Below are 23,786 nucleotides of genomic sequence, written 5' to 3'. Positions count from 1 at the left end.
CCCCACGCGGGCGTCGGAGTCCTGATCGGACCCCGGCGCCCGCAGCCGTACCTGGCGGAGGACCGACCGCGCGGGTCAGCGGGCCGGCGGCACCTGGTCCCAGCCGGCGGGCAGCGGGGACGCCGACCAGGTCGGGTCGGGCTGCCACTTCGCCCACGCCGGGTCCCACCAGCGCTCGCCCGCGTCGAGCAGCGCGGCGATCCGGTCACCCTCGGCCTGGATCGCGTCTCCCATACCCGGGTAGCGCCCCTCGACGAGGCGCTGGGCGAACATCTCCACGTCCTTCCAGACGTACCGGTCGGCGTCCGCCGCCCACCACAGGTCCAGCTCGTGGTCCAGGGTGTCCACCCCGATCGGCGTACGCCGCACCGGGTCCTGGAGGTTGAAGTACCACCCGGCGAAGTCCCGGCCCGGGCCGGTCCAGAACACATCGACCGAGTGCGCCTCGCCGGGACGTTGCAGCATCAGCTTGCCGTGCCCCGACCAGGACCGGTGCCCGGCGGTCTCCCACGGGTGCCGCCCACACGGAAAGACGCCGGTCGCCGGGAAACCGAACTCGGCTCCGGACGGGAGGTAGAGGGCGAGCAGGTCGGGTGAGTCCTCGACGCAGATCGTCGGGCAGCCGAACCACACCTCGCCACGCAGAACCTCACGCCGAACGACCACGTCACCCGGCGAAAATCGGTGTGGCAATCCCACGGCTCAGCACCTCCTCGTGGACCACCCTCAGAAGGTGGCGATGGGGTTGACCGGGCTGCCGGACGTGCCGGCGAAGCGGACCGGCGCGACGGACAGGTGGAAGTCCCACTGGCCGAGGTCGGCGGCCGTTGCCGCGCACGCCTCCAGGTCGCAGTTGTCGAGCATCCACAGACCCATCGCGACGAGGCTCACGGCGTGGACCGGCATCAACACATCGTCGTACCCCGACGGCTGCACGTCCTGGGGGGTGTCGGCGCCGATCAGCGCGACGCCACGTTCCTGTAGCCACGGCAGGCAGGACGCGTGCCAGCCGGCCTGCGTGAAACCGCTGGCCGCACCGGCCTCGTGCCGGGAGCGTCCATAGCCGGTCCGCAGGAGTACCGCATCGCCGGGCCGCACCCGTACACCCTGGCGACGCTCGGCCTCCTCGAGATCGTCGGGATACACACCCTGCCCCGGTTCCAACCACGGCACATCACGGACCCTCGCGACGTCCAGCAGCACACCGCGCGTGATGATCCCGTTCGCCGCCGCCGTGACGGCCGCCCACGCCGACCCCGTCGCGGTGTCGACCAGCGAGTGCGACCGCCCGTTGTACATCATGCCGTCCCAGAAGATGTGGCACGGCGAGTCGAGGTGGGTGAGGGTGTTGCCGTGGTACGAGATGCTGAGCTGCTCGGACGAGAAGCCCCAGCGCCGGTCGGCGTGGAAGGCTGCTGGCATGTTCTCGGCACCCGGCATGTCGGCGGTGCACGGGCACGCCGTCGTCGACCGCTCCATGTCTCGCGGTGCGGCGACCTCCCACGCGCAGGACACGCTCCTGCCGTGACGCACGGCCCGCGCCGCCGCCAGCCGGACGTCGTCGGTGATGTGGTTCAGGGTGCCGAGCTCGTCGTCGTCGCCCCACCGGCCCCAGTTCGACAGCGTGTCGAAATACCCGAGCACGTCATCCTGTGTGGGCATCGCCCGCTTCACCGTCATCCCCGCATCGACTCCTCCGGTCAGGCGCTTCACGGCACCGCAGGCAGGGTATCCCGGCGCCGGATCAACGACCGCAACGGCTGTCGGACGGGGTGCAGCGCAAAGCCTCCGCCGATCGTCCGCCCCTGCCCTGTCGGGTCGAGGTTTCGATCGTCGGAGGCTCTGCACAGCCGAACGTGCTGATCACTGCCGAGCGGGCGACAGGCTCTCAGGCGTCCACTGCCGCCATCACGTCGTCGGAGATGTCGAAGTTGGCGTAGACGTTCTGCACGTCGTCGCAGTCTTCCAGGACGTCGATCAGCTTGAAGATCTTGCGGGCGCCCTCTTCGTCCAGCGGGATGTTCATGCTGGGGATCAGGGAGGACTCGGCCGACTCGTACTCGATGCCGGCGTCCTGCAGCGCGGTCCGCACCGGAATCAGGTCGGTCGGCTCGGAGACCACCTCGTACGCCTCACCGAGGTCGTTGACCTCCTCGGCGCCGGCGTCGAGGACAGCCAACATCACGTCGTCCTCGCTGGTGCCCTCCTTGGGCACGATCACCACGCCCTTGCGGGAGAACATGTACGACACCGAGCCGGCGTCGGCGAGCGAGCCGCCGTTGCGGGTCAGCGCGGTGCGCACCTCGGTCGCCGCCCGGTTGCGGTTGTCGGTGAGGCACTCGATGAGCATGGCCACGCCGTTCGGGCCGTACCCCTCATACATGATCGTCTGCCAGTCGGCGCCGCCCGCTTCCAGGCCGGAGCCGCGCTTGACGGCGCGGTCGATGTTGTCGTTCGGCACCGAGCTCTTCTTCGCCTTCTGGATCGCGTCGAAGAGCGTCGGGTTGCCGGTGGGGTCGCCGCCGCCGATCCGCGCGGCCACCTCGACGTTCTTGATCAGCTTGGCGAACATCTTGCCGCGCTTGGCGTCGATGACGGCCTTCTTGTGCTTGGTCGTCGCCCACTTTGAGTGGCCGGACATCTTCTACCTCCGTTGCTACCCGCCGTCTGCATCGACCGCACCGCTCACGCCCCGCTCCCGCCGGCGCACGCGGAGGTGCCGGTCAGCTCTGGTGGAAGCCGTGGCGGGCAGATGGCCCTGCCGAATCTCCGCAATCCTACCGACGTCCCCCGGGTCGCTGTCATGCACCGCGCGTGGCGGTTCCGTTCCGTCCGCTCGGACCAGGGCAGACGGGACAAAACCCGGTCGCCGGTTGAGCGACGGCGCCGTCAGGAGACGGTGCGGACCAGGTTCACGAAGTACGCGTGCACGCGCAGGTCACCGGTCAACTCCGGGTGGAAGGAGGTGGCCAGCAGGTTGCCCTGCCGGACCGCCACGATCCGGTCGGCGGCCGGGCCGCCGGTCACCGATCCGATCACCTCGACGCCGGCACCGACCCGCTCGACCCAGGGCGCCCGGATGAAGACCGCGTGGAACGGCTCACCCGGCACCCCGGTGATCTCCACCGGGGCCTCGAAGGAGTCGACCTGCCGCCCGAACGCGTTGCGCCGCACGGTCATGTCGATGCCGGAGAAGCCCCGCTGGTCGGGTCGGCCGTCGAGCACCTCGGTCGCCAGCATGATCATGCCGGCGCAGGAGCCGTAGACCGGCATGCCGTCGGCGATCCGCTTGTCGATCGGCTCGCGCATCTCGAAGATGTCGGTGAGCTCGCTGATGGTGGTGGACTCACCCCCGGGGACGACCAGGCCATCCACCGCGTCCAGCTCCGCCGGACGGCGGACCGGGCGGGCGTCCGCGCCGGCCGCCGCCAACGCCGCCACGTGCTCGCGGACATCCCCCTGGAGCGCGAGCACACCGATCACGGGTACGGCCATGGTGCTCACCTCACCAGCCGCGCTCGGCCAGGCGGTGCGGCTGCGGGATCTCGTCGACGTTGATGCCGACCATGGCCTCGCCGAGGCCACGGGAGACCTTCGCCAGCACGTCCGGGTCGTCGTGGAAGGTGGTGGCCTTGACGATCGCGGCTGCCCGCTGAGCCGGGTTGCCGGCCTTGAAGATCCCGGAGCCGACGAAGACACCCTCGGCGCCGAGCTGCATCATCATCGCCGCGTCGGCCGGGGTGGCGATTCCACCGGCGGTGAACAGCACCACCGGCAGCTTGCCGCTCTCGGCGACCTCCTTGACCAGCTCGTACGGGGCCTGCAGCTCCTTGGCCGCGACGAACAGCTCGTCGGCCGGCAACGACGACAGTCGACGGATCTCCTGACGGATCCTGCGCATGTGGGTGGTGGCGTTGGAGACGTCCCCGGTGCCCGCCTCCCCCTTGGAGCGGATCATGGCCGCACCCTCGGTGATCCGCCGCAGCGCCTCGCCCAGGTTGGTCGCGCCGCAGACGAAGGGCACCGTGAACGCCCACTTGTCGATGTGGTTCGCGTAGTCGGCCGGGGTCAGCACCTCGGACTCGTCGACGTAGTCCACACCCAGCGACTGGAGGATCTGCGCCTCCACAAAGTGGCCGATGCGGGCCTTGGCCATCACCGGGATGGAGACCGCCTCGATGATCCCGTCGATCATGTCGGGGTCGCTCATCCGGGACACCCCGCCCTGCGCGCGGATGTCGGCGGGCACCCGCTCCAGGGCCATCACCGCGACCGCGCCGGCGTCCTCAGCGATCTTGGCCTGCTCGGCGTTGACCACGTCCATGATCACACCGCCCTTGAGCATCTCGGCCATGCCACGCTTGACGCGGGCGGTGCCGACGACGGGGGCGGTACCGGTGTTCGAGGCGGTGTTTTCGGGCACGGCTCATCGCTCCTTAGAGGCACTCTGGGGGTGGCAGCGAAAATGCTACGCGCAGGTCAACGCCACACCGACAGCCAATCAAGCCCCCGGTGGCCTGCACTGTGGCCCGGCTCACCAGCCCCGGCGGCGGGTTGGCGACGGCTCCAGGAGCCGGCGCACGGCGACAGGTCAGGCGGCCGGAACGTCCGCCGGGACGACAAGGGTCGGATCGTCGATGTCGAAGTAGCGCGGCCACTCCCGGCCCCGCCCCATCCGCAACAACCGCACCAACGGCCGGCTACGCGCCGAGCGGGCGTCCCGGACCAGGTCCGTGTGCACCTGCCGGGACAGCGCGAGCCGACGACTGGCGGCGATGACCGCACCGCAGTCCGGATCGCCCGGATCCAACTGGACGGCACGCAACTGCCGGGTGAGGTCGTTCTCCGCCGCCTCCCGCTCATCCGGGCTGGCGTCGAGGGCGATCCGGGCCGCCGCGTACAACTCCACGCCGAAGCGCCGTTCTGCCAGCACGGCGGCTGCCGCGGCCCGGCGCAACAGGTGGGCGTCGAGGGCGCGGGCCGCCAGCTCCGCGCGGCCCTGCAGCCGCTCCACCCGGCCGGCCGTCCAGATGAGGTACGCCGCGACCAGCCCCAGGACCACGCTCGCGGCCACCACCCACCACATGTGCCGCATCGTAGTGCTGCTCCGTTTCGCCTCCGCCGAGGCGCGGCCACGCCGGTCACGCCGTCGTCATCCGCACCATCTGTCACACCGGGTCAGCCCAGCCCCACCCACTCCTGGTCGATCACCCGTCCGTCGGTTGCCTCGATCGCCGCTGCGTATACCTCCACAACGCGGCGAGCAACCGTCGGCCAGTCGTAATTCGCCACCACCTGATCGCCGCAGGCGCTCAGCGCGGCCCGCCCGGCCGGATCGTCCAGCAGGTCGGTCACCGCGTCGCGCAGCCCCAACGGGTCACCGGTGGGGAAGAGCCGACCGGCGCGCCCACCGTCGAGCACCCGCCGGAACGCGTCCAGATCGCTGGCGACCACCGTCGTACCCGCCGCCAACGCCTCGGTCAGGATCATGCCAAACGACTCGCCACCGGTGTTCGGTGCCACGTAGAGGTGCACACTGCGCAGCATCCGCGCCTTGTCCGGTTCGGTGACCAGGCCGAGGAACGTGACCCGCTCATGCAGCTCGGCCGGGAACTGGTCGTACAGGTCGTCGGGATCACCCGGGCCAGCGACGAGCAGCCGCAGCCCAGGCCGGGTCGCGGCCATCGCCACGAACGCGTCGCGCAGCACCGGGAAGCCCTTGCGCGCCTCGGTGAACCGGCCCAGGAAGCCCAGGGTGCCGCCGCTGCCCGGCGCGCACTCCCCCGGCCAGCCCGGCAACGGCTTGGCGTCGGCGAACTTGGCCACGGCCACCCCGTTGGGGATCTCCACCGCGCCGCCGTCCATGTGCTCGACCTGGACCTTGCGGGCCAGCGCACTGACCGCGATCCGGGCGGTGATCCGCTCCAACACGATCTGCAGCACGCCCTGCGCGGCGGCCAGCACCCGCGAACGGGTCATCGCGGTGTGGAACGTGGCCACCACCGGCCCGCGGGCGGACAGCACGGCCAGCAGGGACAGGCTCAGCGTGAGCGGCTCGTGCACGTGCAGCACGTCGAAGTCACCGTTGGTGATCCAACGGCGGACCCGGGCGGTCGAGACCGGACCGAACGCGATCCGGGCCACCGACCCGTTGTACGGCAGCGGCACCGCACGACCGGCGGACACCACGTACGCCGGCAGCGGCGAATCCTCGTCAGCCGGGGCGAGCACACTGACCTCGTGGCCCAGCGTGATCAGCGCCTCGGCCAGGTCCATCACGTGGTTCTGCACGCCACCGGGCACGTCGAAGGAGTACGGGCACACGATGCCGATCCGCATGCGTCAGCCCACCTCCTCAGGCCTGACCGGAGGCCGACGAGGGCAGCGCTGTGCCGTCCCCCGCCCTCCGCTGGTCCAGCCACATCCGCTGCAACATGTGCCAGTCTTCCGGATGCCGGGCGATGCCCGCCGCCAGACGGTCGGCGATCAGCTGGGTCAGCGACCGGACCCGCTGGTCCAGAGGCCCCACCTCGGGCCCCGGCACCGGCAACGGGCCGGCGAGCGACGCGCACGCGGCGTCCGGTTCGTACCACATCGAGGCCACGTAGAGCGGCGCTCCGGTGTGCAGCGCCAGCAGTGCGGGCCCGGCCGGCATGCGGGTCTTCCCGCCGAAGAAGTCCACCTCCACCCCCCGGGCGGAGAGGTCGCGGTCGGCCAGCAGCGGCACCACCGCACCGGCCCGGAGCCGGTCCAGCAACACGTCGAACGCCGGACGCGGCCCGCCGTGGGTCGGCAGGATCTCCATGCCCACGCTCCCCCGGAAGGCCACGAAACGCTTGTACACGCCCTCCGGCTTGAGCCGTTCCATCACCGTGGTGATCGGCCAGCCGGTGGCCGCCACCCAGGCGCCCGCGGCGTCGTAGTTGCCGGCATGGGGAAGGGCCACCACGGCGCCCCGGCCCGCGGCCACGTCGGCGGCGAGCAGCTCGGCGCCGTCGAGTCGGAAGCCGGACAGGATCTGCGCCCGACTCAACGCGGGCAGCCGGAACGCCTCCATCCAGTACCGGGCGTACGAGCGGAGCCCGCGCTTGACGAGATCGTCCAGCTCGGCCTCGGGCAGCTCCGGGCCGACCACCCGGCGCAGGTTCGCGCGCAGTCGGGCCGTACCCCCGCCGGCGCGGCGGTGGGCGCGGTCCGCGCCCACCTGGAACGCCGCCGCCACCAGCGGCCGGGGTAGCGCGCGGACCACCCGCCAGCCCGCGACGTAGCCGAGCTCGGTGAGGTTCACGCGGCCCGGCCGCCGGTCGGCCGGTGCCGGGCCGTCGACACGCCGCTCACGCCTGACGGTCCGGCTGGAGCTGCTGGGCCTGGCGGTAGACGTGCGCCATCCGCTGCCCCACCGTGAAGATCGACACCGCGGCGAGCAGCCAGAGCGCGATCTCCAGCGCCGGCTTCACGTTCAGGCCGGTGAGGATGCCGCCGACCCCGACGATCAGCAGCCGCTCGGTGCGCTCGGCGATGCCCACGTTGCAGGTCATGCCCAGCCCCTCGGCGCGGGCCTTCACGTAGGAGACCAGGCTGCCGGCGGCCAGGCAGACCAACGCGGCGGCCACCCCGGAGTGGTTGCCCTGCGTGGCCAGCCAGTACGCGACCGCGCCGAAGACGGCGCTGTCGGCGACCCGGTCCATGCTTGAGTCGAGGAACGCGCCGAACCTGGTGGAGCCGCCGCTCATCCGGGCCATCGTCCCGTCGAGCAGGTCGGTGAGCGCGAAAACGGTAACGATTAACGCGCCCGCGACCAGATGGCCGCGGGCACCGAAGCCGAGCGCACCGACGAGCACACCAACGGTGCCCGCAACGGTGACGGCATTGGGGGTGACGCCCGCGCGCAGCAGGGCGCGGGCAATCGGCTCGACGACGCGGGTCATCCCCGCGCGGGCCGACACTTGGAAGATCTTCGCCATGGCGGTCCCCACGATAACGGTCGGCCCAGCTCCGGCGATACGGACGGTACCGCCGACCCGCCCGGGAGAGGCTTGTGCCTACCCGGCAACGGGTGTGAGATCGAGCCGGGAGGTGAGCCAGCTCACCCGTCCGCCCGTCCCGTTCCCGCTGTGCAGCAGACCACCGGAGGATATCGCCGCGCACTCGCCCCGGGCCGCTTCCCGTCGCGCGGCGGTCGCCACCACCACCGGCTGAGGGAGGTGCGCCCCATGGCGCAAAAAAATCAGGACAAGGGTTCCACCGGCGGCACGCCGGTGATCACCGAGCCCGAGCGGGTACGCAACGTCGTACTCGTCGGGCACTCCGGGGCAGGCAAGACGACCCTGGTCGAGACCCTGCTCGCGGCGACCGGCACGATCAGCCGGGCCGGTACCGTGGTCGACGGCACCACGGTCGGTGACCACGACCCCGCCGCCGTACGCCAACAACGGTCGGTCAGCCTGTCCTGCGCACCGCTGCTGCACAACGGCATCAAGGTCAACCTGCTGGACACCCCCGGGTACGCCGACTTCGTCGGCGAGCTGCGCGCCGGGCTGCGGGCCGCCGACGCCGCCCTCTTCGTCGTCTCCGCAGCGGGCGGCATGGACGCGGCCACCGTCGCGCTGTGGGAGGAGTGCGCGGCCGTCGACATGCCCCGCGCGGTCGCGGTGGCCCGACTGGACCAGCCCCGCGCCGACGTCGACGAGACGGTGGCGCTCTGCCAGCGCCTCTTCGGCGACAACGTGATGCCCCTCTACCTGCCGATGCTCGGCGACGACGGCGTCTCCACCGAGGGTCTGCTCGGCCTGATCACCCGCCGGGTCTTCGACTACTCCGCCGGGCTTCCCGCCGACGTCCGCGATCCCGACCCGGAGCACCAGCGGGCCATCGACGAGTCCCGCGACGAGCTGATCGAGGGGATCATCGCCGAGAGCGAGGACGAGACCCTCATGGACCGCTACCTCGACGGCGAGGAGATCAGCACCGAGGTGCTCATCGACGACCTGGAGAAGGCCGTCGCCCGTGGCCACTTCTACCCGGTGGTGCCGGTCTGCGCCGAGACCGGTGTCGGGCTGGACGTGCTGCTGGAGGTGTTGACCGCCGCGTTCCCGTCGCCGCTGGAGCACGAGTTGCCGGCGGTGACCGGCGTGGACGGCTCGCCGCGTCCGCCGCTGACCTGCGACCCGGCCGGGCCGCTCGTCGCGGAGGTCGTCAAGACCACCATCGACCGCCACGTCGGCCGGGTCTCGTTGGTCCGGGTCTTCTCCGGCACGCTGCGCCCCGACCAGACCATGCACGTCTCCGGTCACGGCATGGCCGAGCGCGGGCACCCCGACCACGACGCCGACGAGCGGGTCGGGCACATCTTCACCCCGCTGGGCGCCACCCTGCGGGAGGTGCCGCTCTGCGTGGCCGGCGACATCTGCGCGATCACCAAGTCGGGCAGCGCCGAGACCGGCGACACCATCTCCGCCCGGGACGAACCGCTGCTGATCGCACCCTGGGAGATGCCCGAGCCAATGCTGCCGGTGGCGGTCGTCGCCCACAGCCGCGCCGACGAGGACGCCCTGGCCCGCAACCTCGCCCGCCTCGTCGCCGGCGACCCCACCCTGCGGCTGGAGCGCAACCCGGAAACCCACCAGTTGGTGCTCTGGTGCATGGGCGAGGCACACGCCGACGTGGTGCTCGACCGGCTGCGCGCCGGCGGCGTCGAACTGGACACCGAGCCGGTCAAGGTGTCGCTGCGCGAGACGCTGACCGTGCCCGCGAAGGGGCACGGCCGGCACGTCAAGCAGTCCGGAGGCCACGGCCAGTACGCGGTCTGCGACATCGAGGTCGAGCCCCTGCCCCCGGGCAGCGGCTTCGAATTCGTCGACCGGGTCGTCGGCGGCGCGGTGCCACACAACTACATCCCGTCGGTCGAGAAGGGCGTCCGCGCCCAACTCGAACGCGGCCTCGTCGTCGGCCACCCCGTGGTGGACCTGCGGGTGACCCTGGTCGACGGCAAGGCGCACAGCGTCGACTCCTCCGACGCGGCCTTCCAAACCGCGGGCGCACTCGCCCTGCGTGACGCCGCCGACCGAGGCCAGCCGGCACTACTGGAACCGATCGACGAGGTCACCATCCGGGTACCGGACGGCTCGGTGGGCACCGTGATGGGCGACCTGTCCGGCCGCCGCGGCCGAGTCCTCGGGACCGAACCGGACCCGGACGCCGAGGGCCGCACCCTCGTCCGCGCGGAAGTGCCAGCCACCGAACTACTTCGGTACGCCGTCGAGCTGCGCTCGATGACGGCCGGCACGGGCACCTTCCGCCGCAACTTCGTCCGTCACGACCCCATGCCCGCCCACCTGGCCGACCAGATCCGCAAGGAACACACCCCCTGACCTCGCCCCACCGCGCCCGGTTTCCGCGATCCGCGGGGCACCACAACTCGTGATCGACAGGGGGCGGTGCGGCGGGTTGGCATGGCATGTCGTGCGCCCTGTAGAGCTGCCCCAGATACGGGGCAGCTCTACCCGCGCGCCGGGACCTGACCGAGCCACCGCACCAGGCACACCGCAGCTTGACACGCCACCACCACCCGACCAGGCCACCGCCCCAGATACGGGGCAGCTCTACAGGAGGCCGCACTCACAGGTGAGGTGGGCACCCGAATCCAGGACGGAATGGCAGCACGGACCCGACGGGTGCGGGTACCCGCTCAGGGATGGATGGTGGGGTGCGTGGGAGGGGGCCAGTGGGGGCGGTCGGCGTCGCGGAGGGCGGCGGTACGGAGTGCGGCCAACTGGCGTTCCACCTCGGTGAACTGATCCGCCGGCAGTGGACCCCGGTGCAGTGCCGCGGCGTTCTCCTCGACCTGCGCGACCGTACGGCAGCCCGGGATCGGGATGGTACGACCACTGCGGGCCCAGATCCAGCCGAGCGCACCCTGGGCGAGGCTGCGCCCGTCGGCGGTGAGCGCGGCGCGGACCGCGGCGACCCGGCGCAGCCACTCCGGCGCCGGCCGGCCGCCACGGAACCACTCCAACCAACCCGGGGCCAGCCCGCGCACGTCGTCGTGGGGCAGGATCGACCCGGCCGAGTACTTGCCGGTGAGCAGGCCCATCCCCAGCGGACCCCGGTTGACGCTCGCCAGGTCGTACTTGTCGCAGACGGCGAGCAGTTCGGGGGCGTCCCGCAGTACCGACAGGGTGTGCTGCACGGCGGTGGCGCCGGCGGCGCCATGCCCGAACAGGCCGGCCCGGTCGGGTCGGTCGGTGCTCCACCCGTACGCCCGGATCAGCCCCTCGGCGACCAGGTCCTCGCAGGTGCCGATCAGCGCCTGTGCCCGCGGCACCGGCAGGTCGGCCAGGTGCAACTGGTAGAGGTCGATCCGGTCGGTGTCGAGCCGGCGTAGCGAGGCGGTCACGGCCCGCCGCAGGTACGCGGGCGACGCGTCCTCCCCGGTTGCCTGCCGGCTCGGCTCGTCGAAGGTGTAACCCCACTTGGTGGCGATCACGGCGTCGTCCCGGTGGCCGGCGAGCGCCCGGCCGAGCACCCGCTCACCGTGCCCGGCACCGTACGTGTCGGCGGTGTCGAAGAGGGTGATGCCCAGATCGAGGGCCCGACGTACCGCCCGCACGGACTCGTCGTCGTCGACCGCGCCCCAGCCCAACGGCTGGGAGCCCTCCGCCCAGGGGCCGCCGATCGCCCAGCACCCCATGCCGAGGGCGCTGACCTCGATGCCGCTGCGCCCCAACGTCCGTGTCGTGACTGCCATCGGCCGATCGTGCCACCTTCACCGCGCCGGGGCGTAGCAGATCCCGTGCGGAAACCCGGGTGTGTGTCGACCTGCCGGTGCGGCATGATCGGCCGCATGCGGAGGCTGGGTGTGGACATCGGGGGCGTGATCATCGAGCCGGCCGACGGGGACGCCGACACGTCGTTCTTCGGCGCGCACTACCTGCGGACCCCCGTCGTCGACGGGGCTTTCGAGGCGCTCGCGGCAGTGGGCCCGGCGTTCGACGAGGTGCACCTGGTGTCCAAGTGCGGGGAGTCCACCGAGCGGCGCACCCGGGAGTGGTTGGCCCACCACGACTTTCCGGCGCGCACCGGCATCCCCGAGCAGCGGGTGCACTTCTGCCGCACCCGTCCGGACAAGGCACCGATCGCCCGGCGACTCGGGCTGACCCACTTCGTGGACGACAAGCTGGAGGTGCTCGGCTACCTCGACTCGGTGCCGCACCGCTTCCTGTTCCGGCCACGCCCGGCGCAGGTCGCCGCACACGCCGCGCTGCTGCCTCGCGTACATCGGGTGGAGAGCTGGCCGGAGCTGACCCCGCTGCTGCGCGCCGACTGACCCGACCGGCGCGGACACCGCGCGACCGGCCCCCGCCCAAGGCGGACGCCGCACAACGCGGACGCCGGTCAGGACGGCCAGGCGCGGCTGAGCAGGTCGCGGGTGTCGCCGAGCAGTTGCGGCAGGACCTTCGTGCGACCGATCACCGGCATGAAGTTCGCGTCGCCGCCCCACCGCGGCACGACGTGCTGGTGCAGGTGGGCGGCGATGCCGGCCCCGGCCACCCCGCCCTGGTTCATGCCCAGGTTGAAGCCGTGCGCGTTGCTCACCTTGCGGATCACCCGCATCGCGGTCTGGGTGTACGACGCCAGCTCGATGGTTTCCGGCACGTCCAGGTCGGTGTAGTCCGCGACGTGCCGGTAGGGGCAGACCAGCAGGTGCCCCGGGTTGTACGGGTAGAGGTTGAGCACCACGAAGACGTGCTCGCCACGGGCCACCACGAGGCTCTCCTCCGGCGGCAGCTTCGGGGCCCGACAGAACGGACACCCGGCGGGCTTCTCGTAGCCCTCGGCCGGGCGGTCGTCGCCGGATATGTAGGTCATCCGATGCGGCGTCCAGAGCCGTTCCAGGCCGTCTGTCATGCCACCGATGTCCGTATGCCGTTCCGCGCCTGTCACGAGCCGATCCTACGGAGCCGCTCAGGCGGGCCGCGACACCTGCCGCCGGGAAAATCCTTGCTGCAAATTCTTGACGTATTGATGCTCACATCTGAAGATTTCATGCATCCACGTACTTCCATTCATTGATGGAGGGTTACATGATCCGACGGCTCGGCAGGCTTCTCGCGGCACTTGCGCTGACCGCCGCCACCACAGTGGCCGGCATCACCCTCACCGCCGGAGCGGCACAGGCGGACGGCTGCTACACCTGGGGTCGCAGCCTGTCCCAGGGGGCGTCCGGTGAAGACGTCCGGCAACTCCAGATCCGGGTCGCCGGCTATCCCGGCTACGGTGCCGTGCTGACCATCGACGGCGCTTTCGGCGCGGCCACCCGCTCGGCGGTGATCCGCTTCCAGCAGGCGTACGGGCTGTCCGCGGACGGAATCGCCGGCCCGCAGACCTTCAACCGGCTCTACGCCCTCCAGGACGACGACTGCACCCCCGCCAACTTCAGCTACGCCGAGCTGAACAACTGCAACAGCACCTGGTCCGGCGGGGCGGTCGCGGCGAGCACCGCACGGTTCAACGCGCTCGTCTCGATGTGGAAGCTCCAGGCCCTGCGGCACGCCCTCGGTGACGTGCCCATCGCGATCAGCAGCAGCTTCCGCAGCTACGCCTGCAACAGCGCGGTTGGCGGGGCGTCGAACAGTCGGCACCTGTACGGCGACGCGGTGGACCTGGTCGGCTCACCGTCGTTGTGCCGACTGGCCCAGCAGGCCCGCTACCACGGCTTCGGACAGATCCTCGGTCCCGGCTACCCGGACCACAACGACCACACCCACGTGGCGGCGGTCGGCGGCTGGTCGGCGCCGACCTGCGGCATCTGACGCCGGGCGTGATCTTTGGCGGTCGGCCGCCGGAGATCACGCTCGAACAACGAAGTAGTGGCCTCCCACAGCCGGGAGGCCACTACTTCATGGATCAAGCACGATCATTACCGGCCGCGCGCGGACCGGTCCGCGCGGGGCCGTGAGGCGCTACTCGGCGGCGGCCGAGGGGCCGATGTTGGTCCGCGAGCTGACCACGTCCAGGACGTGGTTCACCGCCTCGGCGATCGGCACCCCGTTGCGCTGGGAGCCGTCGCGGTAGCGGAAGGACACCGTGCCGGCGGCCACATCGTCGTCGCCGGCGATCACCATGAACGGGATCTTCTGCTGCTGCGCCGTACGGATCTTCTTCTGCATCCGGTCGTCGCCCGCGTCCACCTGCGCCCGGATCCCCTCGGCGCGCAGCGCCGCGACGAAGCCGTGCAGGTAGTCGGTGTGGTCCTCGCGGATCGGGATGCCGATCACCTGCACCGGCGCCAGCCACGCCGGGAACGCGCCCGCGTAGTGCTCGGTGAGCACCCCGAAGAACCGCTCGATCGAGCCGAACAACGCGCGGTGGATCATCACGGGCCGCTGGCGGGTGCCGTCGGCGGCCTGGTACTCCAACCCGAACCGCTCCGGCTGGTTGAAGTCGACCTGGATGGTGGACATCTGCCACGTCCGGCCGATCGCGTCCCGCGCCTGCACGGAGATCTTCGGGCCGTAGAACGCCGCGCCGCCCGGGTCGGGCACCAACTCCAGGCCGGAGGTCGCGGCGGCGGTCCGCAGCGCCTCGGTGGCCTCCGCCCAGTCCTCGTCGGCGCCGATGAACTTGGGCGAGTCGTCCCGGGTCGACAGCTCCAGGTAGAAGTCGTCCAGACCGTAGTCGCGCAGCAGATCCAGCACGAAGCTGAGCAGCGTGGACAGCTCGCCGGCCATCTGCTCACGGGTGCAGTAGATGTGCGAGTCGTCCTGGGTCAGACCACGAACCCGGGTCAGGCCGTGCACCACGCCGGACTTCTCGTACCGGTAGACGGTGCCGAACTCGAACAGCCGCAGCGGCAGCTCCCGGTACGACCGCCCGCGCGCCCTGAAGATCAGGTTGTGCATCGGGCAGTTCATCGCCTTGAGGTAGTAGTCCGCGCCCTCCAGCTGCATGGGCGGGAACATGGTGTCCGCGTAGTACGGCAGGTGACCGGAGGTCTGGAACAGCTGCGCCTTGGTGATGTGCGGGGTGTTGACGAACTCGTACCCCGCCTCCTCGTGCCGGCGCCGCGAGTAGTGCTCCATCTCCCGGCGGATGATGCCGCCCTTGGGGTGGAAGACCGCCAGGCCGGAGCCGATCTCGTCAGGGAAGCTGAACAGGTCGAGGTCCGCACCGAGCTTGCGGTGGTCGCGTCGGGCGGCCTCCTCCAACAGCTTCAGGTACGCCTTCAGCTCATCGCGGGTCGGCCACGCGGTGCCGTACACCCGCTGCAGTTGCGGGTTCTTCTCCGACCCACGCCAGTAGGCGGCGGCGGAGCGCATCAACTTGAACGCGCCGATCAGGCGGGTGGTCGGCAGGTGTGGCCCCCGGCACAGGTCCGACCAGCAGACCTTGTCCTCCTTGGCGTCGAGGTTGTCGTAGATGGTCAGCTCGCCACCGCCCACCTCCATCACCTGCGAGGAGTCCAGCCCGTCACCCTTGAGGTCGATCAACTCCAACTTGAACGGCTCGTCGGCCAGCTCGGTGCGCGCCTCGTCCAGGTTGCGGAAGCGGCGCCGGCGGAACCGCTGGCCGGACTTGATGATCTCCTGCATGCGCTTTTCGAGCTTGCTGAGGTCATCGGGCTGGAACGGCTTGTCGACGTCGAAGTCGTAGTAGAAGCCGTTCTCGATCGGCGGGCCGATGCCCAGCTTGGCCTCGGGGAAGATGTCCTGCACGGCCTGGGCCAGGACGTGCGCGGTGGAGTGGCGCAGCACGTTCAGCCCGTCGGGCGAATCCAGGCTGACCGGCTCGACGACAGTCTCCTCGGCCGGCGACCAGTCCAGGTCGCGCAGCTGACCCTCCGGGTCGCGGACCACCACGATCGCCTTGGGGCCGTTCGCGGGCAGTCCGGCCGCGGCCACCGCGTCGGCCGCCGTGGTCCCGGCGGCGACGACGACGACGGGGTCGGCCACGGCGGGGGTACGGGGTGCGGACACGGTGACTCCTCCAAGCGGTACGAAACGGTGCCGATCCTCGGCTCCTGCCGATGCTATCGGTCGCCCCGTCCCCCACCGGGAACGGCACCTTACTCACGGCCGCGTTGAACCTTTCACGCCGCGCAGCCGAACTACCAGATGTGGCCGGAACCGGTGCCGGCCACACCGACACGGATGGGGGCACAGGATGGCGAGCACGCATGGCGGCGGACGTCGACGGCGGATCGCGGCGGTGACCGCGCTGGCCGCCGCCGGGCTGCTGCTCTGGCCCGGTGCGGCGCACGCCGCGGACGTGACGACCACCCCGACCGAGGCTCGGCAGGGCGACGCCGTACGCCTGGAGTTCACCGTGCCGGAGGAGCGGGCCGGCACGACGACCCGCGAGATCGAGGTCCGGTTGCCGGCGGACGCGCCGATCGCCGAGGTCTACCCGATGTCGGTGAACGGCTGGGCGCCCCGGATCAGCTCGCGCACCCTGGACCGGCCGGTGACCGGCATCCACTCCACCGGTGTGAGCACGGTGACCACTGCGGTGACCTGGGTCCGGGTCGGCGGGAGCGAACCCGGGCCGGCCCGGCTGGCGCTGTCCATGGGGCCGATGCCGCAGGTGGAGCGGCTCACCTTCGAGGTCGTTCAGACGTACACCGATGGCACGGTGGTCCGGTGGGCGGACGCCACCGGCGCGCACCGGGCCCCGGTGCTCACCCTGCTCCCGGCGGCCGCCGGCGCGGCCGGACCGGCCGGGCACGGCGGTCATAGCGCCCCGGCTGCCGGTGCGCCGGCCGCAGCGGACACCGGTGTCGACGCTCCAGCCGCCGACGGGGCGACACCGGCCGACCGCGAGTCCGGCAGCGCCGACGGGATGCTGGCCGCCGGCCTGCTAGCCGGGTTGGGCGGCGGCGCGGCGATCGGCTGGCTGGTCAGTCGGTGGCGCCGACGCGACCCGGCCGAGCAAGCGGCGCTCGCCGAGGTGACCGGCGGCGCAGGGGCGACCGGCGGAGCAGGAGCGACCGGCGATGGAGACGTGACCGGCGGAACAGGGGCGACCGGCGGAGCAGCCGATATGCCCGAGACGGCCACGACGCCGCCTGCCGATTCGGCGCTGGCCGCGCCCGTCACGGACCCGGCCTCCGACAGAGACCCGGCCTCCGACCCGAGTCCGACCGAGGTCGGCACTCCCGCCCACGTCGGCTGATCAGCGACCACCGCCGCGACCCCGCGATCTTCCAGGCATGATCGACTCAACATCGCCGACATGGGGGTATCCCGCCGCCCGGATACCCCCATGTCGGCGATACGGAGTGGATCACGACCTAGCGGCGCCCCGACGACGCAGTCCGACGTGACGACACGGCCCGGCGCGACGAGGCAGGCCCGGCGCGACGACACAGGCCGACGTGACGACACGGCCCGGCGCGACGACGCAGGCCCGGCATGACGACGATCAGGGCAGCCAGGTGGGTAACGGTTCGCGGGCGGCCAGCCACGAGTCGGGCACACCGCCGGGAGTACCGACACCGGTGTACGCCGCCACCACCGACCCCGCGATGGCGGCCGTGGTGTCCACGTCCCCGCCGGCCCGCACGCACGTCTGGATCGCCGCCGGGTAGTCGTCGAGGTGGGTGGCGGCTACCCAGAGGGTGAACCCGACGGTGTCCTGGGCGGTGATCCGGGACCCGTTGCCGAGCGCCGCCACCACCCGGGGCAGTGGCCGGCCGAGCAGCCCGGCCGCCCGACTCACGCTCCGGTGTACCTCGGTGCCCGGATCGAGCGCCGCGGCGATTCCCGCGAGCAGCCGCTCCGGGGCCGGACGGTGCCCGTCGAGGCGGGCCCGGGCGGCCAGCGCGGCGGCAACCGCCACCGCGACAGCGCCGGTTATCCCCTCCGGGTGCGCGTGCGTCACCTCCGCTGAGGCGCGGGCCTGTGCCGCGGCGCGAGCGGTCGAGTCGGCGAAGTACGCGCCCAGCGGGCCGACCCGCATCGCCGCGCCGTTGCCGCAGGAGCCCTGGCCGTCGAAGGCGGAAGCGGCGGCCAACGGCCACGGGGTGCCGGTGCGGATCAGCCCCAGGATCAGCATGGCGCCAGCGCCGTAGCCCCGCCGGGGTGCGCACCGCTCGGCGAAGGCCAGGGCCAACCGGTCCCGGTCGATGCCGCCGGAGTCGGCCAGCTCGGCGAGGACCGAGCAGGCCATCTCGGTGTCGTCGGTCCACTCCCAGGGTGCCGGCGGCAGTGCGCCCGTGGCGAGATCCACGGACGGTGACCCCGTGTCGAGATCCGCGGACGGTGGCCCCGGCAGAAAGTACTGCGCGCCGAGCGCGTCGCCGGTGGAGAGACCGGCGAGGCTGTCCCGGGCGAGCGCGAGGCGGGCATCGACGAACAGGGTGAAAGACATCGTCCTACCAGCTTGCCCGCTCGCCAGGCACGTCGCAACGCGATCAACTTGCCAGGCAAAGTACGGTCTTGTCGTGGCCTCCGTCCTCCTGGTCGAAGACGATCACGTCGTGCGTGGTGCGATGCTGCGGTCCCTCACCGACCGGGGGCATGCCGTGCACGCCGTGGGTACGGCGTTGGACGCCCTGCGTCGGGTCGCCGCGGAGACACCCGACCTCGTGGTGCTCGACCTCGGCCTGCCCGACCTGGACGGCTCGGACGCGCTGCGGATGCTGCGCGGCATCACCGACGTCCCGATCATCATCGCCACCGCCCGCGACGACGAGCAGTCGGTGGTCAAACTGCTGCGCGCCGGCGCCGACGACTACATGGTCAAGCCGTTCACCGGGGCGCACCTGGACGCGCGGATCACCACCGTGCTGCGCCGGGCCGGCCGGGCCAGCCGGACGGTCCAGCCGGCGGTGCACAGCGTCGGCGGGCTACGGGTGGACGTGGGCGAGCGCAGCGCCCAGCTCGACGGGGAGTCGCTGGCGCTGACCCGCAAGGAATTCGACCTGTTGGCGTATCTCGCCGCACGACCTGGGCGGGTAGTGTCCCGCCGGGAACTCTTGGAGGAGGTATGGCGGCAGCCATCGGTCGGCGAGGATCAGACCATCGACGTTCACCTGTACTGGCTCCGCCGAAAGATGGGCGAGTCCGCGGCGAAGCCGCGCTACCTGCGCACCGTGCGGGGGGTGGGGTTCCGGCTGGTAGCACCGGACTGAGGACGGCGCTGGCCCTGCTCACGGCCGGCATGTGCAGTCTCGTCGCGCTCGCGTTCCTGATCCCGCTCGGGCTCAGCCTGCGTGAGCAGCGCCGGGACGAGGCGATCGCCGACGCGGCCCGGCGCAGCGCGGTGGTGACCGGCGCGCTGGCGGTGAGCACCGACCCGGCGGTCGTCGAGCGTGCCGTGGTGGCGAGCGCCGAGGGCGCCCCGACCCGGCCGGTGGTGCACGGGCTGGGGCTGGACGAGTCCGCTGGTCGGGCCAGCGGCAGCGACCTGGACCGGGCCCGCGCCGACCGACGGTCGTTGGTCGTCGACGTCGACGGGGGCGTGGTCCGGCTCGACCCGGTCGTCCTCGGTGACCGGGCGGCCGTGGTCGAGGTGTTCCTCCCGGATTCGACGCTCGGCGGGGGCGCCGGCGGCACCTGGCTGCTGCTGTTCGCGGTCGGCGCGGCGATGGCCGGCGCGGCCGTGCTGGTGGTCGACCGGGTCGCCGCCCGCGCGGTGGATTCGACCCGAGGTCTGGTCAAGGCCGCGCTCTCCATCGGCGACGGCGACCTGGGGGTACGCGTCGAGCCGACCGGTCCCCGCGAGCTGGCCGAGGCCGGGTACGCCTTCAATCGGATGGCTGACCGGCTGGACGCGGCCCGCACCGATGAGCGGGAACTGGTCGCTGACCTGTCGCATCGTCTGCGTACCCCGTTGACCGTGCTGCGGTTGGACGCGGAGGCGTTGGAGTCCGACGACACCAGCGTGGGTTCGTTCAGCCCGGCGGAGCTGGACCGCCTCCGCGGCATCCGGCGGATCCGGCAGGCGATCGTCACCCTGGAGGGTGAGATCGACGTGTTGATCAAGACCACCCGTAAGGCGGTGGCGCACGAGGCCGGGCCGGCGATGTGCGACGTGAGCGAGGTGGTCCGGGACCGGATGGTGTTCTGGGCCGCGCTGGCCGGCGACCAGAATCGGCCGCACCGGGTGAACGGCGCGCAGCTGCGCATCCCGGCGCCGGTGCCCCGGGCCGAGTTGGCCGCCGCGCTGGACGCGGTGATCGGCAACGTCTTCCGCTACACCCCGCAAGGCACCGCGTTCGAGGTGGCCGTGTCCCGGCGGGACGGGTACGTGGCGATCCGGATCGACGACGCCGGCCCCGGCATCGCCAACCCGGACCGGGCGCTGCGCCGGGGAACCAGTGACCAGGGCTCGACCGGGCTTGGCCTGGACATCGCCAAGCGGGTGGCGTTGCAGGCCAACGGCTCGGTGAGCATCGACCGCGCCCGACTGGGCGGGGCCAGCGTGGTGATGCTGCTGGCCGACCCGGAGGCAACGCCGCGGCAGGTCAGCCGATTCGGTCTGGTCGGCCGGATGGCACGCGACGCCCGCGACACGAAGGCCGCCGGACGTCGCTGGCCCCGCCAGCGCCCCACCGACGACTGACCGGGCACCGGCCCGGGCTGTGCGCCAGCGCAAGTCTTCCTTAGATCCCGGTTAACGACCGCCTTGGATCGGCCTCGGGCTGACAGGATCAGAGCACGAACCCACCAGTTTCACCGGCCAAGCGCACCACGCACCCTTGGCCGGTGAAGTCGCGCGCGCGGCGGGAGTATCAGGTCCCCCCACACCCACGCTCCCGCCGCGCGCCCTGCTCCCCCGACCGGCGCAGCCAGCCGCCGCGAGCCCAACCGGCTGCCGGCAGCAGCGAGCTGAACCGACTCAGCCAGCGGCAGCGAGGTATGCGTCGATCTCGGCCGCGATCCGCTGCTTGCCGGCGGGGTCGAGGAACGACGCGGTCACCGCGTTGCGGGCCAGCCCGGCCAGACCCTCGGGACCGGCCCCGAGCAGGCGGGCCGCCACCGCGTACTCGTCGTTGAGGGTCGTGCCGAACATCGGCGGGTCGTCGGAGTTGATGGTGACCAGCAGCCCGGCCTCGACGAGCCGGGGCAGCGGGTGCTCGTCGAGGTTGGCCACGGCCCGGGTTCGTACGTTGGACGTCGGGCAGATCTCCATTCCGATCTGCCGCTCGGCCAGGTAGGTGAGCAGCGCCGGGTCCTGGGCGGCGGAGATGCCGTGCCCGATCCGCTCGGCGCCCAGCTCGTTGAGGGCGTCCCAGATCGTCTGCGGCCCGGTGGTCTCTCCCGCGTGCGGCACCGAGCGCAGCCCGGCGGCACGGGCCTGGTCGAAGTAGGGGCGGAACTGGGGGCGGGGTACGCCGATCTCCGGGCCACCCAGGCCGAAGCTGATCAGCCCCTCCGGGCGTTCCTCCATGGCGATGCGCAGTGTCTCCTCGGCTGCGGGCAGGCCCGCCTCGCCCGGAATGTCGAAGCACCAGCGCAGTTCGAGGCCGAAGTCCGCCATGGCCCGCTTGCGGGCGTCCTCGATCGCCTCGCAGAACGCCGGCGCGGGGATGCCCCGACGCACGTGCGAGTACGGGGTGATGGTCAGCTCCGCGTACCGGACCTGTTGGCGGGCCAACTCCCGGGCCACCTCGTGGGTGAGGAGCCAGACGTCCTCGGGGTCGCGGATGAGGTCCACGACGCTCAGGTAGACCTCGATGAAGTGTGCGAAGTCGCGGAACTCGAAGTAGGCGGCGAGCGCCTCCGGGTCGGCCGGCACCGGGGTGCGTCCCTCGTGGCGGGCAGCCAACTCGGCGACGATCCGGGGCGAGGCGGAGCCGACGTGGTGCACGTGCAGCTCCACCTTGGGCAGGCCGGCGATGAAGGTGGGCAGGTCGGTCACAGGTTCTCCTGGGCACGGTCGCCGGTGCGGGCGACGACGAAGACGCGGCGGAACGGGAAGTACACCTGACCCTGCCGCACCGGGTACGCGGCGGTGAGCCGTACCCCCAGCTCGGCACGGAAGGCGGACCAGCCGGCGGCGTCCAGCGCGGCCCGCACCGGGCGCAGCGCGGTGCCCTCCATCCAGGCCAAGACCGGGTGCTCGGCGGCGGGCCGAGCCGGCAGCAGGTGCACGTAGGTAGTCTCCCAGGCGTCCACCGCGCAGCCGGCGGCGGTCAGCAGCGCCGCGTAGTCGGCCGGGTCGTCGACCGGGTCCGCTCGCAGCAGCGGGGCGACCTCGGCCCGCCAGGTCGGCAGGTCGGCCACCTCGCGCAACGCGCGATGCGAGGGTGCGGCGAAGTTGCCGGGGACCTGCATGGCGAGCCACGCGCCGGCAGGCAGTTCGGCGGCCCAGCGGCGCAGCAGCTCCTGGTGGCCGGGCACCCACTGCAGTGCCGCGTTGCTGACCACCACGTCTTCGTCGCCGGTGGGGTGCCAGTCGCGCAGGTCGGCGACGGTGAAGTCGACGGGAGCGTCGAGGGCCCCGGCCCTCTCGATCATCTCGGGCGAGGAGTCCAGGCCGAGCACCCGGCTCGTCGGCCAGCGCTCGGCGAGGGTGGCGGTGAGCTGACCGGGGCCGCAGCCGAGATCGACCACCGTCCGGGGCCGCTCGGCCGGGATCCGCGCGACCAGGTCGTGAAACGGCCGGGACCGCTCGTCGCCGTAGCGCAGGTAGGTCGTCGGATCCCACATGGCCGCCTCCAAACCGTACGTCCGTCTTGTTGAAAGGTACGGCTCGCCTGGCAGGGGCGCAACCCGATCACTAGGCTCGGGGCATGGAACAGCGCAGCTTCAACCGGCTCGGCCGGACCGTCGGCGCGGTCGGCCTGGGCGCCTGGCAACTGGGCGCCGACTGGGGCACCGTCACCGAATCCGACGCGATGGCGGTGCTCGCCGCCGCCGTGGACGACGGGGTCACCTTCCTCGACACCGCCGACGTGTACGGCGACGGCCGCAGCGAGCAACTGATCGGTCGCTTCCTGCGCTCCCGGCCCGACGCCGGGCTCACCGTCGCCACCAAGATGGGCCGCCGCGTCGAGCAGCTGCCGGAGGCGTACACCCTGGCCAACTTCCGGGAGTGGACCGACCGGTCCCGGGCCAACCTGGGCATGGACACGCTGGACCTGGTCCAGCTGCACTGCCCGCCCACGGCCGTCTTCTCCTCCGACGAGGTCTTCGACGGCCTGGACACCCTCGTCGCCGAGAAGGCCATCGCCGGGTACGGGGTCAGTGTCGAGACCTGCGACCAGGCCCTCACCGCGATCGCCCGGCCAGGGGTGGCGAGCGTTCAGATCATCCTCAACGCGGTCCGCCACAAGCCGCTCGAGCGTGTCCTGCCGGCAGCCGCAGCGGCCGGGGTGGGCATCATCGCCCGGGTGCCGCTGGCCAGCGGCCTGCTCTCCGGCCGTTACGACGAGCACACCCAGTTCCCCGCCGACGACCACCGCAACTACAACCGGCACGGCGCGGCCTTCGACGTCGGGGAGACGTTCTCCGGAGTCGACTACGAGCAGGGCCTTGCCGCCGTACGCCGGCTGGCCCCGCTGGTCGACGCGGACCGCACGATGGCGCAGTTCGCGCTGCGCTGGGTGCTCGACCAGGCGGGCGTCACCGTCGTCATCCCCGGCGCCCGCGACGCGGACCAGGCCCGGCGCAACGCCGCGGCGGCGTCCCTGTCTCCGCTCACCGACGGCCAGCTGGCCGCCGTACGCGAGATCTACGACGAGCTGATCCGCCCGCAGGTCCACGACCGGTGGTGACCCGCGCACCCGGGGTGCTCGCACCGCACCGCCCCACCAGCGATGCTGGTGGGCGGTGCGCCGCCCC

General features: G+C 72.0%; 22 protein-coding genes. 7 read left to right on the top strand and 15 right to left on the bottom strand.

Features of this window, described 5'->3' with window-relative positions:
• Positions 1-75: 75 nt before the first annotated feature.
• From JOD64_RS24960 to pgsA, 9 genes are all read right to left on the bottom strand, one after another.
• Positions 76-699, bottom strand: coding sequence for a ribonuclease FAU-1 family protein (locus JOD64_RS24960; protein ID WP_307813619.1), 624 nt, complete (start codon positions 697-699; stop codon positions 76-78).
• A gap of 27 nt (positions 700-726) precedes the next feature.
• Positions 727-1,662, bottom strand: coding sequence for a cyclase family protein (locus tag JOD64_RS24955; protein ID WP_204944466.1), 936 nt, complete (start codon positions 1,660-1,662; stop codon positions 727-729).
• Between the two features lie 226 nt (positions 1,663-1,888).
• The gene (locus JOD64_RS24950) at positions 1,889-2,641 is read right to left on the bottom strand and encodes a YebC/PmpR family DNA-binding transcriptional regulator (RefSeq protein WP_204944465.1); all 753 of its coding nucleotides are present in this window, start codon (positions 2,639-2,641) and stop codon (positions 1,889-1,891) included.
• 248 nt (positions 2,642-2,889) lie between these two features.
• Positions 2,890-3,495: a pyridoxal 5'-phosphate synthase glutaminase subunit PdxT gene (gene pdxT, locus JOD64_RS24945; RefSeq protein WP_204944464.1), complete on the bottom strand. Its 606-nt coding sequence runs from the start codon at positions 3,493-3,495 to the stop codon at positions 2,890-2,892.
• Between the two features lie 10 nt (positions 3,496-3,505).
• The gene (gene pdxS / locus JOD64_RS24940) at positions 3,506-4,423 is read right to left on the bottom strand and encodes a pyridoxal 5'-phosphate synthase lyase subunit PdxS (RefSeq protein ID WP_204944463.1); all 918 of its coding nucleotides are present in this window, start codon (positions 4,421-4,423) and stop codon (positions 3,506-3,508) included.
• A gap of 168 nt (positions 4,424-4,591) precedes the next feature.
• On the bottom strand, positions 4,592-5,086 hold the full coding sequence (locus JOD64_RS24935; protein ID WP_204944462.1) for a hypothetical protein: 495 nt from the start codon (positions 5,084-5,086) through the stop codon (positions 4,592-4,594).
• A gap of 92 nt (positions 5,087-5,178) precedes the next feature.
• Complete coding sequence (locus JOD64_RS24930; RefSeq protein WP_204944461.1) at positions 5,179-6,339, bottom strand: glycosyltransferase family 4 protein; 1,161 nt, start codon at positions 6,337-6,339, stop codon at positions 5,179-5,181.
• 16 nt (positions 6,340-6,355) lie between these two features.
• Positions 6,356-7,288, bottom strand: coding sequence for a phosphatidylinositol mannoside acyltransferase (locus tag JOD64_RS24925; protein ID WP_204944460.1), 933 nt, complete (start codon positions 7,286-7,288; stop codon positions 6,356-6,358).
• A 46-nt stretch (positions 7,289-7,334) separates the two neighbouring features.
• Complete coding sequence (gene pgsA / locus JOD64_RS24920; protein WP_204944459.1) at positions 7,335-7,964, bottom strand: phosphatidylinositol phosphate synthase; 630 nt, start codon at positions 7,962-7,964, stop codon at positions 7,335-7,337.
• Positions 7,965-8,213: 249 nt separating this feature from the next.
• Here pgsA and JOD64_RS24915 point away from each other — a divergent pair, with 249 nt between their 5' ends.
• Entirely contained in the window at positions 8,214-10,370 is a 2,157-nt protein-coding gene (locus JOD64_RS24915) for an elongation factor G-like protein EF-G2 (RefSeq protein WP_204944458.1), read from the top strand.
• 317 nt (positions 10,371-10,687) lie between these two features.
• On the opposite strand, the gene JOD64_RS24910 is transcribed toward JOD64_RS24915, so the two are convergent.
• Positions 10,688-11,746, bottom strand: a complete 1,059-nt coding sequence (locus tag JOD64_RS24910) for an aldo/keto reductase (RefSeq protein ID WP_204944457.1) — start codon at positions 11,744-11,746, stop codon at positions 10,688-10,690.
• Between the two features lie 96 nt (positions 11,747-11,842).
• On the opposite strand from JOD64_RS24910, the gene JOD64_RS24905 reads away from it, so the two are divergent.
• Positions 11,843-12,325 (top strand): hypothetical protein, encoded by a 483-nt coding sequence (locus JOD64_RS24905; RefSeq protein WP_239559640.1) that lies wholly within the window; start codon positions 11,843-11,845, stop codon positions 12,323-12,325.
• A 68-nt stretch (positions 12,326-12,393) separates the two neighbouring features.
• Here the strand turns inward: JOD64_RS24905 and JOD64_RS24900 are convergent, their stop codons facing one another.
• On the bottom strand, positions 12,394-12,906 hold the full coding sequence (locus JOD64_RS24900; protein WP_204944455.1) for an HIT family protein: 513 nt from the start codon (positions 12,904-12,906) through the stop codon (positions 12,394-12,396).
• A 176-nt stretch (positions 12,907-13,082) separates the two neighbouring features.
• Here JOD64_RS24900 and JOD64_RS24895 point away from each other — a divergent pair, with 176 nt between their 5' ends.
• On the top strand, positions 13,083-13,811 hold the full coding sequence (locus JOD64_RS24895; protein ID WP_204944454.1) for a D-Ala-D-Ala carboxypeptidase family metallohydrolase: 729 nt from the start codon (positions 13,083-13,085) through the stop codon (positions 13,809-13,811).
• A 150-nt stretch (positions 13,812-13,961) separates the two neighbouring features.
• On the opposite strand, the gene thrS is transcribed toward JOD64_RS24895, so the two are convergent.
• Complete coding sequence (gene thrS / locus JOD64_RS24890; protein ID WP_204944453.1) at positions 13,962-15,974, bottom strand: threonine--tRNA ligase; 2,013 nt, start codon at positions 15,972-15,974, stop codon at positions 13,962-13,964.
• Positions 15,975-16,161: 187 nt separating this feature from the next.
• On the opposite strand from thrS, the gene JOD64_RS24885 reads away from it, so the two are divergent.
• The gene (locus tag JOD64_RS24885) at positions 16,162-17,169 is read left to right on the top strand and encodes a DUF1775 domain-containing protein (RefSeq protein ID WP_204944452.1); all 1,008 of its coding nucleotides are present in this window, start codon (positions 16,162-16,164) and stop codon (positions 17,167-17,169) included.
• Positions 17,170-17,418: 249 nt separating this feature from the next.
• Here the strand turns inward: JOD64_RS24885 and JOD64_RS24880 are convergent, their stop codons facing one another.
• A complete protein-coding gene (locus tag JOD64_RS24880; protein WP_204944451.1) occupies positions 17,419-18,366 on the bottom strand; it encodes an ADP-ribosylglycohydrolase family protein in 948 nt (315 codons plus the stop codon).
• A gap of 73 nt (positions 18,367-18,439) precedes the next feature.
• Here JOD64_RS24880 and JOD64_RS24875 point away from each other — a divergent pair, with 73 nt between their 5' ends.
• Positions 18,440-19,129, top strand: a complete 690-nt coding sequence (locus tag JOD64_RS24875) for a response regulator transcription factor (protein WP_204944450.1) — start codon at positions 18,440-18,442, stop codon at positions 19,127-19,129.
• Positions 19,130-19,158: 29 nt separating this feature from the next.
• Entirely contained in the window at positions 19,159-20,562 is a 1,404-nt protein-coding gene (locus tag JOD64_RS24870; RefSeq protein ID WP_204944449.1) for a HAMP domain-containing sensor histidine kinase, read from the top strand.
• A 276-nt stretch (positions 20,563-20,838) separates the two neighbouring features.
• Here JOD64_RS24870 and JOD64_RS24865 read toward each other — a convergent pair whose 3' ends face one another.
• Positions 20,839-21,861, bottom strand: a complete 1,023-nt coding sequence (locus JOD64_RS24865; RefSeq protein ID WP_204944448.1) for an adenosine deaminase — start codon at positions 21,859-21,861, stop codon at positions 20,839-20,841.
• Entirely contained in the window at positions 21,858-22,652 is a 795-nt protein-coding gene (locus JOD64_RS24860) for a trans-aconitate 2-methyltransferase (RefSeq protein ID WP_204944447.1), read from the bottom strand. Before JOD64_RS24860 ends, JOD64_RS24865 begins: the two co-directional genes overlap by 4 nt.
• An 83-nt stretch (positions 22,653-22,735) precedes the next feature.
• Here JOD64_RS24860 and JOD64_RS24855 point away from each other — a divergent pair, with 83 nt between their 5' ends.
• A complete protein-coding gene (locus JOD64_RS24855; RefSeq protein WP_204944446.1) occupies positions 22,736-23,719 on the top strand; it encodes an aldo/keto reductase in 984 nt (327 codons plus the stop codon).
• Positions 23,720-23,786: the final 67 nt, after the last annotated feature.

This window comes from Micromonospora luteifusca, assembly GCF_016907275.1.
Taxonomy (GTDB): Bacteria; Actinomycetota; Actinomycetes; order Mycobacteriales; family Micromonosporaceae; genus Micromonospora; species Micromonospora luteifusca.
This window is presented reverse-complemented; position numbering and strand designations above follow the sequence as displayed.

Excerpts from the sequence above, each read along its gene's own strand:
- JOD64_RS24955 (WP_204944466.1), bottom strand. The coding sequence starts at position 1,662 with ATGCCCACACAGGATGACGTGCTCGGGTATTTCGACACGCTGTCGAAC.
- JOD64_RS24950 (WP_204944465.1), bottom strand. The coding sequence starts at position 2,641 with ATGTCCGGCCACTCAAAGTGGGCGACGACCAAGCACAAGAAGGCCGTC.
- pdxT (WP_204944464.1), bottom strand. The coding sequence starts at position 3,495 with ATGGCCGTACCCGTGATCGGTGTGCTCGCGCTCCAGGGGGATGTCCGC.
- JOD64_RS24935 (WP_204944462.1), bottom strand. The coding sequence starts at position 5,086 with ATGTGGTGGGTGGTGGCCGCGAGCGTGGTCCTGGGGCTGGTCGCGGCG.
- JOD64_RS24930 (WP_204944461.1), bottom strand. The coding sequence starts at position 6,339 with ATGCGGATCGGCATCGTGTGCCCGTACTCCTTCGACGTGCCCGGTGGC.
- pgsA (WP_204944459.1), bottom strand. The coding sequence starts at position 7,964 with ATGGCGAAGATCTTCCAAGTGTCGGCCCGCGCGGGGATGACCCGCGTC.
- JOD64_RS24915 (WP_204944458.1), top strand. The coding sequence starts at position 8,214 with ATGGCGCAAAAAAATCAGGACAAGGGTTCCACCGGCGGCACGCCGGTG.
- JOD64_RS24910 (WP_204944457.1), bottom strand. The coding sequence starts at position 11,746 with ATGGCAGTCACGACACGGACGTTGGGGCGCAGCGGCATCGAGGTCAGC.
- JOD64_RS24905 (WP_239559640.1), top strand. The coding sequence starts at position 11,843 with ATGCGGAGGCTGGGTGTGGACATCGGGGGCGTGATCATCGAGCCGGCC.
- JOD64_RS24900 (WP_204944455.1), bottom strand. The coding sequence starts at position 12,906 with ATGACAGACGGCCTGGAACGGCTCTGGACGCCGCATCGGATGACCTAC.
- JOD64_RS24895 (WP_204944454.1), top strand. The coding sequence starts at position 13,083 with ATGATCCGACGGCTCGGCAGGCTTCTCGCGGCACTTGCGCTGACCGCC.
- JOD64_RS24885 (WP_204944452.1), top strand. The coding sequence starts at position 16,162 with ATGGCGAGCACGCATGGCGGCGGACGTCGACGGCGGATCGCGGCGGTG.
- JOD64_RS24880 (WP_204944451.1), bottom strand. The coding sequence starts at position 18,366 with ATGTCTTTCACCCTGTTCGTCGATGCCCGCCTCGCGCTCGCCCGGGAC.
- JOD64_RS24870 (WP_204944449.1), top strand. The coding sequence starts at position 19,159 with ATGTGCAGTCTCGTCGCGCTCGCGTTCCTGATCCCGCTCGGGCTCAGC.
- JOD64_RS24860 (WP_204944447.1), bottom strand. The coding sequence starts at position 22,652 with ATGTGGGATCCGACGACCTACCTGCGCTACGGCGACGAGCGGTCCCGG.
- JOD64_RS24855 (WP_204944446.1), top strand. The coding sequence starts at position 22,736 with ATGGAACAGCGCAGCTTCAACCGGCTCGGCCGGACCGTCGGCGCGGTC.